General features: G+C 72.9%; 12 protein-coding genes and 1 tRNA gene. 8 read left to right on the plus strand and 5 right to left on the minus strand.

The genetic code is table 11. The annotated features are described in order from the left end of the window. Positions 1-159: 159 nt before the first annotated feature. Positions 160-3033: an SUKH-4 family immunity protein gene (locus STRCI_RS17405; RefSeq protein WP_269659868.1), complete on the minus strand. Its 2874-nt coding sequence runs from the start codon at positions 3031-3033 to the stop codon at positions 160-162. Between the two features lie 8 nt (positions 3034-3041). Further along, positions 3042-4073 carry an SMI1/KNR4 family protein gene (locus tag STRCI_RS17410; protein ID WP_269659869.1) on the minus strand — a complete coding sequence of 344 codons (1032 nt, stop codon included), beginning with the start codon at positions 4071-4073 and terminating at the stop codon, positions 3042-3044. A gap of 290 nt (positions 4074-4363) precedes the next feature. Here STRCI_RS17410 and STRCI_RS17415 point away from each other — a divergent pair, with 290 nt between their 5' ends. Next, complete coding sequence (locus tag STRCI_RS17415; RefSeq protein WP_269659870.1) at positions 4364-4915, plus strand: YwqJ-related putative deaminase; 552 nt, start codon at positions 4364-4366, stop codon at positions 4913-4915. Positions 4916-4955: 40 nt separating this feature from the next. Next, on the plus strand, positions 4956-5450 hold the full coding sequence (locus tag STRCI_RS17420; RefSeq protein WP_269659871.1) for an SUKH-3 domain-containing protein: 495 nt from the start codon (positions 4956-4958) through the stop codon (positions 5448-5450). Positions 5451-5480: 30 nt separating this feature from the next. On the opposite strand, the gene STRCI_RS17425 is transcribed toward STRCI_RS17420, so the two are convergent. Next, positions 5481-6779: a sensor histidine kinase gene (locus STRCI_RS17425; protein ID WP_269659872.1), complete on the minus strand. Its 1299-nt coding sequence runs from the start codon at positions 6777-6779 to the stop codon at positions 5481-5483. 208 nt (positions 6780-6987) lie between these two features. Between STRCI_RS17425 and STRCI_RS17430 the strand changes: the two genes are divergently transcribed. The 5 genes from STRCI_RS17430 to pth all read left to right on the plus strand — a co-directional run bounded on the left by STRCI_RS17430 (position 6988) and on the right by pth (position 11246). Continuing rightward, positions 6988-7059: transfer RNA gene (locus STRCI_RS17430), tRNA-Gln, on the plus strand. A gap of 127 nt (positions 7060-7186) precedes the next feature. Then, positions 7187-8635 (plus strand): bifunctional UDP-N-acetylglucosamine diphosphorylase/glucosamine-1-phosphate N-acetyltransferase GlmU, encoded by a 1449-nt coding sequence (gene glmU, locus STRCI_RS17435; RefSeq protein ID WP_269659873.1) that lies wholly within the window; start codon positions 7187-7189, stop codon positions 8633-8635. A gap of 144 nt (positions 8636-8779) precedes the next feature. Next, a complete protein-coding gene (locus STRCI_RS17440) occupies positions 8780-9760 on the plus strand; it encodes a ribose-phosphate diphosphokinase (RefSeq protein WP_015659872.1) in 981 nt (326 codons plus the stop codon). Positions 9761-9950: 190 nt separating this feature from the next. Beyond that, complete coding sequence (locus STRCI_RS17445) at positions 9951-10547, plus strand: 50S ribosomal protein L25/general stress protein Ctc (protein ID WP_269659874.1); 597 nt, start codon at positions 9951-9953, stop codon at positions 10545-10547. Positions 10548-10643: 96 nt separating this feature from the next. After that, positions 10644-11246 (plus strand): aminoacyl-tRNA hydrolase, encoded by a 603-nt coding sequence (gene pth / locus STRCI_RS17450; protein ID WP_269659875.1) that lies wholly within the window; start codon positions 10644-10646, stop codon positions 11244-11246. Here pth and STRCI_RS17455 read toward each other — a convergent pair. Both STRCI_RS17455 and STRCI_RS17460 read right to left on the minus strand, forming a co-directional pair. Beyond that, positions 11203-15777, minus strand: coding sequence for a caspase family protein (locus tag STRCI_RS17455; protein WP_269659876.1), 4575 nt, complete (start codon positions 15775-15777; stop codon positions 11203-11205). The genes pth and STRCI_RS17455 overlap by 44 nt on opposite strands. Then, a complete protein-coding gene (locus STRCI_RS17460) occupies positions 15774-17066 on the minus strand; it encodes a lipase family protein (protein WP_269659877.1) in 1293 nt (430 codons plus the stop codon). Before STRCI_RS17460 ends, STRCI_RS17455 begins: the two co-directional genes overlap by 4 nt. Before the next feature lie 133 nt (positions 17067-17199). Here STRCI_RS17460 and STRCI_RS17465 point away from each other — a divergent pair, with 133 nt between their 5' ends. After that, entirely contained in the window at positions 17200-17688 is a 489-nt protein-coding gene (locus STRCI_RS17465; RefSeq protein ID WP_269659878.1) for a hypothetical protein, read from the plus strand. Positions 17689-17703: the final 15 nt, after the last annotated feature.

The following is a 17703-nucleotide window of genomic DNA, read 5'->3' on the forward strand; positions in this document are numbered from 1 at the left end:
GAGGTGCATAACGCGACACTCCGGGTGCAGGTCACGGTCGACCCCCTTCGGCGGTACCGAGCGCCAGGGGCCTCGGAAGCTCCAGGCACGCGAAAGCCGGGCCCGGTCTTCGCGACCGAACCCGGCTTCCACGCGTGCGTGCCGCTCAGCGGCGGTGCGTCACAACAGGCCGTCCCACATCTGCTCCAGCAGCACCGACCACCAGCTCTCCGGCGAGCCGAGCGCCGCCGGGTCGAGGGAGGCGAGCTGGGCCTGGAAGTCGACGGTCCAGCGGCCTGCCTGCTCCTGGTTCAGCCCGAACCTCAGCCGCCACATCCGGCCGAGCAGCGCCAGGCAGCGCTGGAACTCGGGCAGTCCGGTGTTCACGAACTGCGGCGGCACCGGGGCACCGCCCGGACCCGCCTCCACCGGCACGGCGACGATGTTGGCCGTCCCGTACTGCACACAGATCGCCCGGCCGAAGTCGCTGCCCATCACGAGGTAGGAGCCCGCGTCCGCGGCCGGCTGCACCCCGCGCTCGGCCGCCAGCTCCGCCAGCGTCGGCACCGGCCGCCCCGGCTGGGCCTGCGCCCAGAAGAAGGGGCCCATGTCCATCGGCAGGCCCGCGGCGACCAGGGTGTGCGCCACGATCGGCGGCACACCCTGCCGGGACACGGCGGCCTGCTCGAACCGGAAGACCCCCGGCCCGAACGCGCCCGCCATCTCCTGCGCGATCCCCTCCGGGGGGACCGGCGGAGTGGGCTGCACCTGCTGGAACGGCGCCCGCACCGGCGCGAGCCGCGCGGGACCGTCCGCCACCTGGTGCAGTTCACCCTGGTGCGCCAGCAATTGCTGCATGCCCTGCTGCCGGCTCGCGTGGTCCGTGCCGTACGGCGCGATGCTCGTGATCCGCGCCTGCGGCCACTGCTCCCGGATCATCCGCGCGCAGTAGGCGCCCGGCAGCTCGCACGACTCCAACTCGGTGTGCAGCTCCAGCACCTGGTCCGGCGGCACGTTCATGGCGCGCAGCTCGTGGAAGATCTGCCACTCCGGGTGCGGCGTACCCGGCGCCGAACGCCGGATCAGCTGCTGCTCGGAGCCGTCCTGCGCGCGGTACCGCAGCACGGCCTGGTAGCCCGGGCCCACGGTCGGCTGACCGGTGGGCTGCTGCGGATAGCCGTACGCCGGAGGCTGCTGACCGGGCATGGGCTGACCGGGCGGCGGCATCGCACCGGGGGGCATCGGCGCCTGAGGGGCGCCCGGAGCACCGGGTACGCCGGGGGCGTGCGGCGGTGGGGGCGCGCCGGGGCCGCCCACCGGGGGCGCCGACAACACGGTCTCGGCGTGGTGCACGGCACCGCGCCCACTACTGGCGGGCCCACCGGCGCCGGGGGCACCGGGCATGCCGGGGGCGCCCGGAGGCTGCGGTGCGCCGGGGGCGCCAGGTGCACCAGGGGCGCCCGGGATCCCGGGCGCGCCCGGCGGGTTCGGCATGCCCGGGGCGCTCGGCGCACCCTGCACGCCGGGAGCGCCCGGTACGCCAGGGGCGCCCGGAGGCTGGGGCACGCCCCCTCCCCCGCCCAACTGGCTCGGGTCCGCCAGCATCGTGGCCGCGTGGTGCACACCACCCGGAGGCGTGCCGCCAGGCGCGCCCGGCGCACCGGGCGGCTTGGGGGCGCCCGGCGGAGTCGGTGCGCCGGGGGGCTGCGGTGCGCCCGGACCGGCGGGGCCGTCGGGCCCCTCGGGGCCGAGCGCGGAGATGAGTTGCGTGGGCACGTAGCCGCCCGCCGGTGTACCCGGCGCACCGGGACCCGACGGCGCGGGCGGCGGTGTGGCGCCCGGACGCGCACCCGGCGCGCCCGGGGCACTCGGCGGAGGCGGAGGATTCACGCCGCCTCGCGCGCGGTTCGGCGGAGGCGCCGCCTTGCTCGTCGCGGCATCGGCGATGTCCCCGGCATTCGCCGCGAGGGGCCGGCCCGGCGTACCTTCGGGGCCGGCCTGCGGGTAACCGGAGGGCGCGCCCGCGTGAGGCGGAGGCGTGGCACCCGGCGCGGGGGCGCCCGGAGGGGGCGTACCCGGCCCGCCCGCACCACCCGGCCCCTGCGGATATCCGTACGACGGCGCACCCGGAACTCCGGGCGCGGGCGTACCGCCCAGCACGCCCGGCGCGTTCGAGTTGTCGAGCGCCGGTGCGACCGCCGTCCGCGGCAGCTGGCTGCCGCCAGAGATCAGCGCCGTCTTCGCGTCCGGCGCGGCAGGCGGTGGGGTGTTGTCGTCGATCTCGCTCAGCGGCGGCGCGAACACGGTCGCGGGCAGCGGGACGGAGCGGTCCTCGCCGGCGTCCGCGTTGGTGTCCGTACCGGCCCAGGGAGTCGCCCCGGCCGGAGCCCCAGCGGGCACTCCCGGCGCACTCGCGCCACCAGGCGCCCTCGCGGGCGCGCCCGCGCCCCCGCCACTGTCACTCGCCCCGGCGTCCGGCCAAGCCGCACTCCCCCCGGACGCGAAATGCGCCCCCGGCGCGGGCGTAGGCGCACCAGCGGCAGCCGCACCACCCGCACCGAAACCAGCCCCCGGCACCCCGGCCTGCGTCTCCGGAAGCGACCCGGACCCGGACCCGGCACCCACTCCGGCACCGGCACCCGCGGCACCCCCCGAGGTGTCCCCACCCCGGCGTCCCGGAATCCCCATCTGGTCCGCCGCCTCCTGCAACCACTCCGGCGGAGTCAGCAGGAACGATGTCTGGTTCAGATCCACGCGCGCGGGAGCCGCCGGCGCGGGCTCCTGCTCCGCGTCGGGACGGCCGTACTCCTCCTCGTACCGGCGGATCACCTCGCCGACCGGAAGGGCGGGCCAGAGCGTGGCCTCGCCGCTGTCCCGGGCGATGACCAGCCGCTGTGCGCCGCCGTCCGAGCGCGGACCGTCCGAGCGGTCCTCGGCCCAGACCACGAAGCCGAGCTCGAACTCCCGTACTCGCACCTCGCGGTGCTGGTACGACGGCACCTCGCCGTTGACCCACTCCTCCGCGCGCTCCTGCGCCTGAGCGAACGTCACCATCGCGAAAATCACTCCCCCGACACGTAGTCGGACACGGAATCGGACACGGAATCGGACACCGCACCGGCCACGGGCACGGAACGGGCGAAACCACCGTCGACCATCAGATTCGCCACCGTCTCCAACTCCGGCGGCGAACCCGCCAGACGGGAGAGGAAGACGTCGAAGTCGTCACCGCAGGGCAGCAGCAGCCGCTCCACGCGGTCCGCCGGCGCCCAGGACGGATCGACGTCCCGCGCGTCGTCGTACGCGCAGAACCAGACCGATCCGATCCGCTCGCCCTTCACCTTCACGGCCAGCAGGCCGCCCTGGACGAAGCCGACGCCCAGGTAGTCCTTGGTCAGATGGTCCCGCAGGCACTTGTTGACGTAGACCAGGTCATTGACCGCCGCCTCGTCCCGCACCGTGAAGAACGGCTGGTCGATCAGGAGCCCCAGCTCCGCGTCGAGCGCGGTGCCCACCGGCGCGCAGCCGCCCGCGGCCTTCAGGAAGGAGCGGTAGGCGCCCGGCAGCCGGTACCCGAGTTCCTCCTCGACGCCCAGCACCTGCGACTCGCTCACCGCCACCCCGGACTTGGGCAGTCCGACGTGCGCGGGTCGCGTCTCCTGGAGCGGCCGCGTGCCCCGCTTGTTCTGGTCCACGGCCGCCGTGGCGATCCCGCCGTGATGCCGCAGCAGCGCCTTGACCTCGACCGGGACCAGTTCCAGCCGCCGGGTGCCCGCCACGTGGTGCCAGGTCCAGCCGTGCGGTGTCGCCACCGGCGGGATGGTGTCCCACAGCTCGTGCCCGGTGGCCGCGAGGGCCGCGTTCGCCGACACGTAGTCCGTCAGCCGCAGTTCGTCGACGCCGAAACCCTCCGGCGGCTCCGCGATCTCCGCGGCCGCCCGCGCGTACGCCGAGAAGTCGGGATAGCCGTGCTCGTCCATCCGTACCCCTCTCGGGTGACGGGTGGCTCTGACCGGGTCCGGGAAATGCACGACCTGCCCGGCGTAGGCCGCGTTCGGCGGCACGGCTCGCTGCCCGAGCCGACCTGTCGTCATGGCGGTTGCCCCCTGCGGCGTTCTGGTACGGCACGCGATGACCCTCCTCGGCCATTACGCCCCGTATCGACTTCTCTCCACGCGTCAACCGCATGGATCGCGGTGCCGACAGCCTATGCGGTACGACGACACGGGTCACCGGGCACCGGTCAGGGCCCTTCCGCTTCCGTGACCAGCCGTCACCTTGCCGTGACAGCCCGCCCAAACCCGGGCGTGTCGCACCGCCCCAGCTTCCGCACCAGCCACGCCATTTGGCACTCTGTGTCGTCCGGGGGGATGCTCGGGAGGGGATGACGATCATGAATGCGACGCAGACAGGACCGCACGGGGGCGCCAAATCCGGCACCGCCGTGAGCCAGGCGTCCGGCGACCCCCGGATCGGCTGGAGCGCCACCGAGGCCCCGCACGCGCCCACTCTGCGCCACCGTCGTGACGGCATACTCCCCACCGTCGCCGCCGCCCTCTCGGTCCGCGGCGCCACCCTCACCGGCACCGCCGCCCGCGGCGACCAGCCGCCCGCGCTGCACCCGCTCGTGCAGGACTTCCTGGACACGCTCGGCAGCGCCCAGCGCGACCGGTTCACCGGCCGCTGCGCCGAGGCGATCCTGATCTCCCGGCACATCCACAACGTCGACGCCACCCGCAGCAAACGTGCCGCCCGCAAACCGATGACCAACGGCGAAGCGCGCAAGGCACTCAGGCAGGCCAAGCTCACCGCCCGCCGCATCCGCGAGGACGGTGATCCGCTGCACGGCGGCTTCGCCGCCCCCTGCCGCGCCTGCGCCGCCCTCAGCGCGCACTTCGGCGTCCGAGTCGTCGACCCCGCCAACGCCGACGACTGACCACCGACGCCATTCCCGACACCCGCACGATCGAGGGCAGATGCAACCGGACCGCACCTCCACGACCCGCTTCCCCGTGCCCGTCGACGCCGCCCTGCGCGCCGCCGGCTGGCAGCCCGGGCGCTGGGACATCAAGCAGGCCGAGATCTGGGCCGACGTCCTGCGCGAGCACGCCTCGCCGGCCGGGCACCGGCACACCGTCTTCCCCGCCGCGGTGGAGGCGTGGGCCGAGTTCGGCGGACTGCACATCACCCCGCCCGGTCCCGGCCGCCAGGTCGCCCCGGCGCAGGTGCACCTCGACCCGCTGCACGGACTGCACATGGCCCGCACCCTCGGCGACCTCGGCCGCGCCCTGGACACCGAGGTCTGCCCGCTCGGCGCCGAGACCGACACCCAGGCCCTGCTCGCCATCGACACCGAGGGCCGCGTCTACACCCTCGACCACACCGGGGACTGGTACCTCGGCGCGGACATCGACACGGCCCTGACCACGCTGGTCGCGGGCACCGAACCGGTACGGCTCACGGCGCCCTGAGCGCCGTAGAAACCGCACACCTCAAGAACCTCACACCGCCGGAATCACCGCGGACACCCGGAACCCCCCGGCATCGGTCGGCCCCGACACGAACACCCCACCCAGCGCGGAGACCCGTTCCTTCATCCCCACCAGGCCGTTGCCGCCCGAGGGCAGCCGTGCCGAGGACGCCGCCTCCGGGGGCGGCTCGTTCTCCACCTGCATCGCGATCTCCGCCACCCGGTGCGCCAGCCGGACATACGTCTTCGCGCCCGCCGCGTGCTTGTGGACGTTGGTGAGCGCCTCCTGCACGACGCGGTACGCGGTCTGCTCCACCTCGGGCGCGTAGTCCCGTACGTCCCCCTCGACCGAGAGGTCCACCACCATCCCCGCCGCGGCGGACTGTCCGATCAGCTCGTCCAGTTCGGACAGACAGGGCCCCTCGGCCTCCTCCGCGGCCCGGGAGGCGGCCGCCGCGGCCGCCGCGCCCACCGCCGCCAGCGGCACCGTCGGACGCCGCTCGGCCACCCCGTCCCCGGCGCGCAGCACCCCGAGCATCTCCCGCAGCTCGGTGAGCGCCTGCCGGCCCATGTCGCCGACCAGGGCAGCGTTCTTGACCGCCTTCTCCGGGTCCTTGCGCGCGACGGCCTGGAGCGCTGCGGCGTGGACGACCATCAGGCTCACCCGGTGCGCCACCACGTCGTGCATCTCCCGCGCGATCCGGGTCCGCTCCTCGCCGCGGGCCCACTCGGCCCGTTCCTCGGCGCGCTCCGCGAGCAGTTGCAGCTCCCGCTCCAGGCTGTCCGCCCGTTCCCTGAGCGACTCCATCAGGCGGCGCCGGGCGCCCACGTACAGCCCGAGCAGCAGCGGCGGCGCGGTCATCCCCAGCGAGGTGGTGATCGCGCCGAACGGCACGAACCAGTCGCCGAATTGGAGGTCGCCCTGGTCCACACCCTGCCGCAGCCATACGAACGTCACGATCAGCATGCCGACCTGGGACATCCCGGCCAGCGCCGCGATGATCCGGCGGGGCGCTTCCGAGGCGGCCAGGGTGTACAGGCCGACGATGATCATCAGGAAGCCCATCTGGGCCGGCATGACGGCGATCGAGACCAGGACGACGGCGATGGGCCACCGCCGCCGCACCACCAGGACCGAACCGGCCAGCACCCCGAACAGCACACCCAGAACCCGCGGTATCCCCGCGTCCGCGGCGAAGCTGAACCCTTTCGCCCCGCACTCCAGCGCGGACACCGCGGCCAGACTTATGTCCAGCACGGCACTGCGCCACCTCGCCCACCACCACGGCCCGGCATGGGCCCCGGCGTGGTCTTCCCCCGTCGTGGTCATGCCTCCAGCCTACGGGCGTAGGCCACCGCTTTTCCGGCGAGTTTCGCCGACTGGCCTACACCACGTCGTTCAGCCCCGGAACCGACTATTCCGGGCGGCGCGGCCCGGTGGACGGCGAGTTGAACCGTCGCACGGAAGGCGCCCGGTACGGCATAGTGGGAGGCCACCGCTCGACGGCCAGACCAATTGTCCGGCTTAGTCGAGATTTTCCCCCGTGGTGTAATTGGCAGCACTGTGGCTTTTGGTGCCATCTGTCCGGGTTCGAGTCCTGGCGGGGGAGCCTTTCCCCATTCGGGCCCTTGACTGTGCACACCGCAGTCGGGGCCCGCTCTCATATCCCTCACGAAACGCCCCGGTATCCTGCGGATGTCCACCCCTCACCATCCCAAAAGCCGAAGGGCAACCCCGTGAGCGCCATTCGCCCGGCAGCCGTCGTCGTTCTCGCAGCGGGTGAGGGCACCCGTATGAAGTCGACCACACCCAAGGTTCTGCACGAGATCTGCGGACGCAGCCTCGTGGGTCATGTGCTCGCCGCCGCCCGTGAGTTGCGGCCCGAGCAGCTCGTCGTGGTCGTCGGGCACGCCCGTGAGAAGGTCACCGCGCATCTCGCCGAGGTCGACGCCGAGGTGCGTACGGCCGTACAGGCGGAGCAGAACGGCACCGGGCACGCCGTCCGGATGGGCCTCGACGAGCTCGGCGGTCCGGTCGAGGGCACCGTCATCGTCGTCTGCGGTGACACCCCGCTGCTCACCGGCGCCACCCTCCAGGCGCTCGCCGCCACCCACGCCGCGGACGGCAACGCCGTGACCGTGCTGACCGCCGAGGTGCCGGACGCCACCGGCTACGGCCGGATCGTGCGGGACGCGGCCTCCGGCGCCGTGACCGCGATCGTGGAGCACAAGGACGCCGACGAGGCGCAGCGGGCGATCCGGGAGATCAACTCCGGCGTCTTCGCCTTCGACGGCGCCCTGCTGTCCGACGCCCTGAAGAAGGTCCGTACCGACAACAGCCAGGGCGAGGAGTATCTGACCGACGTCCTCGGGATCCTGCGCGAGGCGGGGCACCGGGTCGGCGCCTCGGTGGCCGGCGACCACCGCGAGATCGCGGGCATCAACAACCGGGTGCAGCTCGCCGAGGCCCGGCGGATCCTCAACGACCGGCTGCTGACCGACGCGATGCTGGCCGGAGTGACGGTGGTGGACCCGGCGACCACCTGGATCGACGTGACGGTGACCTTCGAGCAGGACGCCGTGGTGCAGCCGGGGACGCAGCTCCTGGGCGCCACGCATCTCGGCGAGGGCGCGGAGGTGGGCCCGAACTGCCGGCTGACCGACACCCGGGTGGGTGCGGGCGCGCGGGTCGACAACTCGGTGGCGGACCGGGCCGACGTGGGCGCGGCGGCGACCGTGGGACCGTTCGCCTATCTGCGGCCGGGCACCCGGCTCGGGGCGAAGGGCAAGATCGGGACGTACGTCGAGACGAAGAACGCATCCATCGGCGAGGGGACGAAGATTCCGCATCTGTCCTACGTCGGGGACGCGACGATCGGCGAGTACACCAACATCGGCGCGGCCAGCGTCTTCGTGAACTACGACGGACAGGACAAACACCACACCACCGTCGGGTCGCACTGCCGGACGGGTTCGGACAACATGTTTGTGGCTCCTGTCACGGTCGGGGACGGCGCGTACACCGCCGCCGGGTCCGTGATCACCAAGGACGTGCCGCCCGGTTCGCTGGCCGTGGCCCGTGGTCAGCAGCGGAATATCGAGGGCTGGGTGGCCCGTAAGCGTCCGGGGAGCGCCGCGGCGAAGGCCGCCGAGGCGGCGTCCCGGGAGCCAGAAGGCGAAAGCTGACTGGAAACAGGCGCGTCTGCGACGGCGTACCGTGATAAGTGCACATCCGCACCTAACCAGCTGAGACGGCCGCTCGTGCCAGCCGGGACGGGCTGGTGCGGCCCCTCTCGCATCCAGCTGAGACACCTCTGAGGAGACAGTGCTGTGACCGGGATCAAGACGACCGGCGAGAAGAAGATGATGTTCTTCTCCGGCCGCGCCCACCCCGAGCTTGCCGAGGAGGTCGCCCACCAGCTGGGTGTCGGGGTCGTCCCGACGAAGGCCTTCGACTTCGCCAACGGCGAGATCTACGTCCGCTATCAGGAGTCGGCGCGTGGTGCGGACTGCTTCGTGATCCAGAGCCACACGGCTCCGATCAACCAGTGGATCATGGAGCAGCTGATCATGATCGACGCGCTGAAGCGCGCGTCGGCCCGTTCCATCACGGTCATCGTGCCGTTCTACGGTTACGCCCGGCAGGACAAGAAGCACCGTGGGCGTGAACCGATCTCGGCGCGTCTGATCGCGGACCTGATGAAGACGGCCGGTGCCGACCGCATCCTCACGGTCGATCTGCACACCGACCAGATCCAGGGCTTCTTCGACGGCCCGGTGGACCACCTGTTCGCGCTGCCGCTGCTGGCGGACTACGTGGGCCGCAAGGTGGACCGCGAGAAGCTGACGGTGGTCTCCCCGGACGCCGGCCGGGTGCGGGTCGCCGACCGCTGGTGCGACCGGCTCGGCGCGCCGCTGGCGATCGTGCACAAGCGGCGCGACAAGGACGTGGCCAACCAGGTGACCGTCCACGAGGTCGTCGGTGAGGTCAAGGGCCGGGTGTGCGTGCTGGTCGACGACATGATCGACACCGGCGGCACGATCTGCGCCGCGGCGGACGCGCTGTTCGCGCACGGCGCGGAGGACGTCATCGTGACGGCCACGCACGGTGTGCTCTCCGGCCCGGCCGCGGACCGGCTGAAGAACTCCCGGGTCAGCGAGTTCGTCTTCACCAACACCCTGCCGACGCCGGGTGAGCTGGCGGACGACCTCGACAAGCTCACGGTCCTCTCGATCGCCCCGACGATCGCGAGCGCGGTGCGCGAGGTGTTCGAGGACGGTTCGGTGACGAGCCTGTTCGACGAGCAGTAAGCCGCCGAGCGGTCAGCCGCTTGATCGATTTCTGTACGGCCTCTCCTGCCGAGTAGACTGCCCAAGTTGCTCGGCGAGGGAGGCCGTACGCCTTTGTGTACGGCGGTCCGTTATCGACGCGCTCTTCGTAGCAGGCCGTTCGTGGCCGGGTGACCGTGTCCGTCTCTCACCCATACGAGGAGTGATCCATATGTCCGAGGTCAAGCTCGCCGCCCAGACCCGCACCGAGTTCGGCAAGGGTGCCGCCCGTCGCGTCCGCCGTGACAACAAGGTCCCCGGTGTCCTCTACGGTCACGGCTCGGACCCGCTGCACCTGACCCTGCCGGGCCACGAGCTGCTGCTCGCGCTGCGTACGCCGAACGTCCTGATCTCCCTGGACATCGACGGCAAGACCAACGAGCTGGCGATCCCGAAGTCCGTGCAGCGTGACCCGATCAAGGGCTTCCTGGAGCACGTCGACCTGCTGCTCGTGAAGCGCGGCGAGAAGGTCACCGTCGAGATCCCGGTCCACGCCGAGGGCGAGCTGGCCGCCGGCGGCAACCTGCTGGAGCACGTGCTCAACGCGCTTCCGGTCGAGGCCGAGGCCACGCACATCCCCGAGGGCGTCACCGTGTCCGTCGAGGGCCTGGAGGCCGGCGCCTCCGTCCTCGCCAAGGACATCAAGCTCCCCAGCGGTGTGACCCTGGCCGTCGACGAGGACGCGGTCGTCCTCCAGGTCCTGGCCGCGCAGGCCGAGGAGGCCCCGGAGGGCGAGGCCACCGAGGGCGAAGCGGCGGCGGAGGCCTGAGCCTGATCCCTGTGGGCGGACGCCCGCAGCGGTAGCCGTATCGACCCAGCCGCCGTTTCCTGTCCGGAAGCGGCGGCTGTGGCATATCAAGGAGACATGGACGTGACTTCCGATCCGAGCGCCCCCTGGCTGATCGTCGGCCTCGGCAATCCCGGACCCGAGTACGCCATGAACCGGCACAACGTCGGGTTCATGGTGGTGGACCTGCTGGCCGAGCGGATCGGGGGGAGGTTCAAGCGGGCCGGGAAGGCGCAGGCGCAGGTCGTGGAGGGGCGGATCGGGCCGCCGGGGCCGATGAACCGGCGGGTGATCCTGGCCAAGCCGATGTCGTTCATGAACCTGTCGGGCGGGCCGGTGAACGCGCTGAAGGACTTCTACAAGGTGCCGGTGGCGAACATCGTCGCCATCCACGACGAGCTGGACATCGACCACGGCACGCTGCGGCTGAAGATCGGCGGCGGGGACAACGGGCACAACGGCCTGAAGTCGATGACGAAGGCGATGGGCTCGGACTATCACCGGGTGCGGTTCGGGATCGGCCGTCCGCCGGGGCGGATGCAGGTCGCCGACTTCGTGCTGAAGGACTTCTCCGCCACCGAGCGCAAGGAGCTGGACTACTTCGTGGACCGGGCGGCGGACGCGGTGGAGTGCCTGGTCATCGAGGGGCTGGAGCGGGCTCAGGGGACGTACAACTCGTAGTCTCCGCGGGCTCGGCGGACTCCGTCGTGAAGGCCGCGATCAGCCGCTCGGGGTCGGCCGTGCCGGGGTTGGCGGCGGCCCAGGCGAGGGCGTGTCCGTGCAGGGTGTCGCGGTGGTCAGCGGCCGGGGTGTAGTCGGCGAGGCGGGAGATCACGCGCCAGGCGGGTTCGCTGGTCCCGTGTTCGGCCAGCCAGCCGAGGGCCTGGCCGACGATGCCGTCGTCGGGTGCGCCGGCCTGTTCCCTGCGGAGCAGCAGGGGGGCGAGGACATAGGCGGCGTTCTCGGTGTCGGCGTACTTTCTCAGCCAGTTCCAGGCGTGGGTGAGCGTGGGCTGCTCGGCGTCCTTCGGCAGGTTCTCGAACTGGAGCAGATGGCACAGCACGAATCCGGCCTCCGGGATGCGGTGGTGGCGGTCCAGCCACTTCACCGCCCGTACGACGATCCGCGGATCGGGTTCCTCGGCGCCGCGCAGCCGTCGTACCGCGGCCTGGAGGAGTCGGGCGTCGCCGGGGTTGGTGAGGCCGGGGGTGAGCACCCGCCGGACCTGGCGGAGCAGCCGCTGCTCGGTCTGTCCGGGCAGCGGCGGCAGCCGGTGCAGATAGTGCAGGGCGCTGTCCTCGCCGATCTCCTCGCGTGAGCGGTCGCGGTAGAGGCGCAGCGCGATGTCCGCGGCGCGCTGGGCCTGAGCGGTGGTCAGGCGGGCGCCGAAGCGGAACAGGACGCGGACGAGGACCTGCCGCCGGTAGCCGGCCGGGTCGGCGGCGTCCTCGGCCTCGGTGTCGTCCGGGGTGCGTACGGCGGGTTCGTCGTCGCCGGAGTCGCCCGGGTCGCCGGTGCCCTCCGGGGCGGCGGGGCGCGGGCTGTGCGCCTCGGGGTCCTCCAGCCAGTCGAGGATGTGGTCGATGGTGGTGTGCATGACCTGGCCGGCGTCGAGGGTGTCGGTGGGCACGTCCCAGTAGAAGAGCATCTTGCGCAGCACGGCGAAGGCCTGCGGGGTGCGGCTGTGGGTCCCGAGCCAGTCCAGGGCGAGGCCGGCGCCGGTCTTCCGGGTGGCGGCGGGTATGTCGGCGGGCTGGGCGAGCAGCAGGTAGGGGCCGAGGACCAGGGATGCCTCCAGGCCGGTGCCGTGGGCGGTGAGCCAGGCGGTCGCACGGGTGAGCGCGGCGTTCTTCGTCGCCACGGGCAGGGGTCCGGCGGCGCGCAGCAGGCCGCCGATGATGTGGCGGTCGCTCTCCTCGGGGACCGCGGGCAACCGGTTCAGGGCTATGGCGGTGACGCGTGCGGTCTGTTCCCCGGTCAGGGCGTGGGTGCGGAAGAAGACGGCTTTGAGGAGCCGGTCGTCGGCGGCGTCGACACCGAAGGAGTCCAGCCAGTCGATGGCGGGTTCGAGGGTTCTGCGGATGATGGTGGACTCGTCGTGCTGCCGGGTGGCCAGGCCCTGCCATTCGAGGAGGTTGCGTATGACGAAGTCGGCGCCGGGGACGGTGGGGTGGAGGTCCGTCCAGGTCAAGGCCCGGTCGACGGCCTGGGTGAGCTGGTCGGGGTCGGCGCTCGCGCGCTGTCGGCGCAGCACCTGGAGGAGCGGCTGGAGGACGAAGGACGCCTGCGGGGTGTGGCCGTTGCGGGCGAGCCACTTCAGGGCGTGCTCGACGGCGCGCCGCTCCATGGTCACCGACTGGCCGCGGCGGCTGAGGACGTCGTGCAGGACGAAGCAGGCCTTCTCCCGGCGGCCGTGGACGACCAGCCAGTCCAGGGCGTAGCGGCCGAGGTGCTCGGCGAGGCCGGGCCGGACGTCGGGGTCGCGGCGGCGCAGAGTGGCGGAGATCAGGAAGGTGGCGCGTTCCCGGCCGCGGTACAGGGCGAGCCAGTCGCGGGCGGCGGTGTGCAGGAGGTTGCTGTCGTCCTCGTCGGTGCGGGCGGTGCGCATCAGGGCGGTGATGAGCCGCTCGGTGTCCGGCTGGCCGCGCAGCTGGTGGGCGAGGGCGATGGTGGTGCGGGTGGCCCGCTCGATGACGGCGGGGCCGGGCGCGGGGGCGCCGTCGCGCTGGGAGGTGAGCAGCGCGAGCAGGGCGTAACGCGCCTCGCGGGCGCCGCCGTGGGCTTCGAGCCAGGTGCGGGTGAGGGCGTCGAGGTGCTCGCGGCGCTCGTCGGCGGGGGCGTCCGGGTCCTCGGTGCGGCGCAGGGCGCTGATGAGCTGGAGGGCGTCGAGGTCGGTGGCGGTGTGCTCGTCGAGCCAGGCGCGGGCCTGGTCGAGGAGGACGGGCGGGACGGGCCGCGGGCTGTTGCGGATCGCGTCGGTCAGCAGGACCCGGACCAGCCCCGGCTGGGTGGTCCGGGCGATCCAGGGCCCGGCGAGGTCGTCCCAGGTGTCGATGACGGCCTGCTGCCAGGGGGTGGCGGAGCTCATCGAGACGAGGGTGCGCATGCCCTGGTCGGGCTTGGACAGCAGCAGCGCGAGGACGTCGGCGGCCTGCCGGGTGAGCCACGTGGACAGGGTGGCGGCGAGCCTCTTGCGTACGGCTTCGCTCTGGTCGTGCGCCCAGCGGCTGAGGTGGCCGACGGCCCGGCGGAAGGTGGTGACGTCGCCGAGCAGGGCGTCGAGGAAGGCGCGCAGGACGGGCGTGTCGACGGTGAGGGCCTGGGGCAGACAGCTCTGTTCGAGGAGCTGGTCGGTGACGATGTCGTGGATGGTGTCGACGGTGTCGGGTCCGTCGGTGGTGGTGACCAGCCAGCCCAGCGCCTCCAGGTTGTCGACAATGCTCTCGCCGGTGTGATGGGTGCCGGGCTGCCGCTCCAGGAAGCGGTCGACGGCGTCCTCGACGGCGGCGCGCCGCTGGACGCAGGCGAGGGTGGCGAGCGTGCTGGCCCGGACCAGCACCGGGTCGGGTTCCCCGCGGGTGGCGCCGCCGGCGGAGGCGATGTCCCGGCGGGTGCGGCGGTTGAGCCAGTCGACCAGTTCCGAGGGGGGCGGTACGGCGGGCCGGTCGCCGTCCTGCTGGTCGAGGGTTCGCTCGAAGGCGATGGCCAGCAGCAGCGCGAGGATGGGCCGGGTGCCGCAGATCCGGGCCATGTCGTCGGCGCCCCAGAGGCCGAAGGCGTTCGGGGCGACCTCCTCGAAGATGCGGGCGGCGACGGTCCGCAGATGGGCCTCGGCCTGTTCGAGCTCGACCTCCTCGAACAGGGTGCGCGAGCCGCGTTCGCGGACTTCGGCCAGGGCGCCGGGGCGGACGGAGGCGAGGCAGGCGATCCGGGCGCCCCCGGCCCGCTCGGCGTGCAGCAGGTCGGCGAGGTCGCGCAGGTCGAGGCTGGACCGGTCGCGGATGTGCTGGTCGAGGTAGTCCAGGACCAGCAGCAGCCGCTGGTCCTGACGGTCCTTCAACTCCTCCTGGATCTCCTCGAACAGCACCCGCGCGGAGAGCGCGCCCGCGTCGTGGATGTGCAGCACCTGCCAGCCGCTTCGCTCGGCGAGGGCGGCGATCTCCAGACAGGTACGGGTCTTCCCAGCGCCGGCCAGGCCGGTCAGGAGCAGTCCGCAGCCGGGTGCGCCGAGGCGGCCGCGCCCGGGGTCGTCGAGACGGACGAGGAGGTTCTCGGGGCGGGCCGGGTGGGCGGGGTCCTCGGGGGCGACGTAGGGCAGGGCGTCGTTGGTGAGGTAGGTGCCGCGGTTGCCGAGGCGGCGCAGGACCTCGTCGGTGGTCAGCAGCCAGGAGGGGCGGGTACGGGAGCGGTAGCCGGCGTAGTGCAGGGGCTCGGCGTCCCAGGTGCGGGCGTCGATCGAGGGGATCTGGGGTACGTCGGCGTCTGCGGCCATGCGGCCGCGGACCTGCGCGATCAGCGGCCGGGGGTCGGGCGGCCAGGCCTCTTCGGCGGCGTCGAGCTCGGCGAGCAGGGCGCGGGTGAAGGCGCCGCCGCGTTCGTCGCCGTAGGAGATATCGCCGTCCTGGGTGGCGTGCAGCAGTAACAGGCGGCCGGCGGTCGGGGTCGGGGGGCCGGTGCCGATGCGGCTCTCGCCGAAGGTGTCCAGGGTCTCCACGTGGTTGCGGCAGGCGTCGATGCTGACGACCTTGTGCCGGATGCGCTGGTAACGCGGGTTGTACAGCAGGGCGTTCTGGAGGTTGGCGGTGTCGAGGGCGGCTTCCTCGTACGGTCTGGCGTCGGCGTGGATGAGGAGGTGGCGGGAGGTGCCGGAGGTGATGGCGCCGTGTCCGCTCCAGGTGAGCCAGAGCAGATCGGCGTCCCACTCGGGCAGTTCGTCCCGGATGATCCGTCGGACCGTCTCGTGGTCGGCGCCGAGCAGGGGGATGCCGAGGGCGCGGGCGGTGGCGGCGGTCTGCTCGCGGCGGCTGTCGAGCGGGGAGACGCAGAGCCGGATGTGCTCGGCGGGCACGCCGTTCTCGCGCAGCCAGCGGGCGTGGCCGAGGGCGTCCTGGGCGGAGCCGTCGAGGTCGTGGAAGGGGCCGTCGGCGTAGCTCTCCACGCCGACGAGGATCGCCCGGGTGCGTTCGGGGGTGATCCCCGACAGCTCGCTCACGCGCCCGCCCGCAGGATGCCGGCCAGCCGCCGCTGGAACTCGGGTGCGGCGAAGTAGGCGCTGTGGGCGGCCGGGAAGGGCTGCCGGGTGTTGATCTCGCAGTCCTCGACGCGGCGCGGGAAGACGGGGGCGGCGGCGAAGCCGAGCAGGTCGCGCTTGTCGTAGAAGTTGGTCCAGGCGGGGAAGTGCTCGGGCAGCGGTTTGCCCTGGTCGAGGCCGGGCAGGGCGTCGATCTCGTAGAGGTGGGCGGCCTGGGTGCCGACGGTGACGAGGTGCTGGACGCCGCTGAGCTTCCCCTCGGCGAGCAGGTCGACGGCGGCGATCCCGCCGAGGCTGTGCCCGAGCAGCACGACGGGGCCGTCGACCTCCGCGAGCCGGTTCTTGATGAAGTCGCGCAACTGGTGGCCGCGGGCCAGGTACTTGAGGACGTCACCCACCTGGGGGTGGACGCCGGTCATGATCTCGGCGCGGCTCTTCTGGACGCGGCCGAGCAACCCGAACCGGCGGACGGTCCACCAGGAGGCGCGCAGCAGGGTCCGGTCGACGGCCCCGCGCGGGACGCCGCCGAGGGCGGTGGTGAGGGCGCGGACGGCGTCGTCGCGCTGGTCGGTGCTCCACAGCACGGGGTTGCCGCGGTGCTGGGCGCCGCCCAGGAGGTGGGCGACGACGGCGGTGGCGAGGGCGGCGGGCAGTTCTCCCGGGCCGAGGCCGCGGGCGACGGCGTCCTGGCCCTCGGGGCTGTCGAGGACGGTGACGACGGAGACGGCGAACTCCCGCCGTACGCGCGGGGCGGCGAGCAGGGCGGCGAGGGGCTCGGGCGGTTCGGCGGCGAGGGCACGGGCGCGCCGGGCGACCTGGGGGCCGGTGCGGTCGGCGACCCGGCCGCGGAAGGCGCCCTCCTCGGGGCGGCGCAGCGCGGAGAGCGGGTCCTCGTAGAGCAGTCCCCAGGCGAGGGCGTCGCGGTCGTCGTCGGGGAGGTCGCCGGTGGGGAAGGATGCGGCTCTCAGCCAGTGCTCGGTGACCGACGGGGCCTCGGCGCCGGATTCGGCGCCGGATTCGCCCTCGGTCCCGGTGTCGGCATCCGCATCGGCCTCGGTCCGCGCGGGTTCGGCCCCGGGCAGCGCCCTGGCGCCCACGCCGATCGACACTCCGAAGTCGTCGCCCCAGTAGCACGCCTCGACCCGCGCGCGGGGAGCGTGCACGGCCATGGTGTCGCGCAGGAGGGTCAGCATCCCGGTGTAGGCGAACCGGCGCACACCCGTGCCATGGACGAACAGCAGAGTGCTCATCGGTCTCCCCCGTCTCACGGCAGCGCGGTGCCGGTCACCATCCGTTCATTTTAAGAAAGTCGGCAGGGGCCGCTGGAGTTCCCGCCAAGACTGACATTGACTTTCGGCAAGGCGATGGCCAAGGATCGCGGCCATGCCAACAGCCGTGATGTCCAGCCAGGGCGCCGTGTCCGCACTGCGGTTCGGGCGCGTGGCGGCGATGGGTACGGTCGCGACGCTGATCCTCATCGCGGGCGTCTGGGCGTCCTGGGGCACCGCCCAGCACGTGATGCTCACCAAGGGGCGCGAGAGCGGCACCGTCACGGTGACCCGCTGCGCCGGGGACGTCTGCACCGGCTCCTACACCCCCGTCTCGCGGGGCTCGCAGCCCCGGGACCGGGTCTCCATCGAGCACACGGCCGCGGTGCGCAAGGGGCAGACGTACACGGTCGTCGTCAAGCCCGGCTCCGACGACGTCGTCCGCTCCGGACCGGCCGGTGTCCTCTACGCGTGGGTGCCGCTCGGCGGCGCGCTGCTGCTCGCGTCGGTCGTGGTGGCGGGCGGCCTGCGGCACACGCGTGCCGCCTGGGCGCTGGCCGGCACGGGGATCGCGCTGCTCACGGGCGCGTTCCTGACGATGTGACCGGTACGGCCGGGA

Source organism: Streptomyces cinnabarinus (assembly GCF_027270315.1).
Classification (GTDB): Bacteria; Actinomycetota; Actinomycetes; order Streptomycetales; family Streptomycetaceae; genus Streptomyces; species Streptomyces cinnabarinus.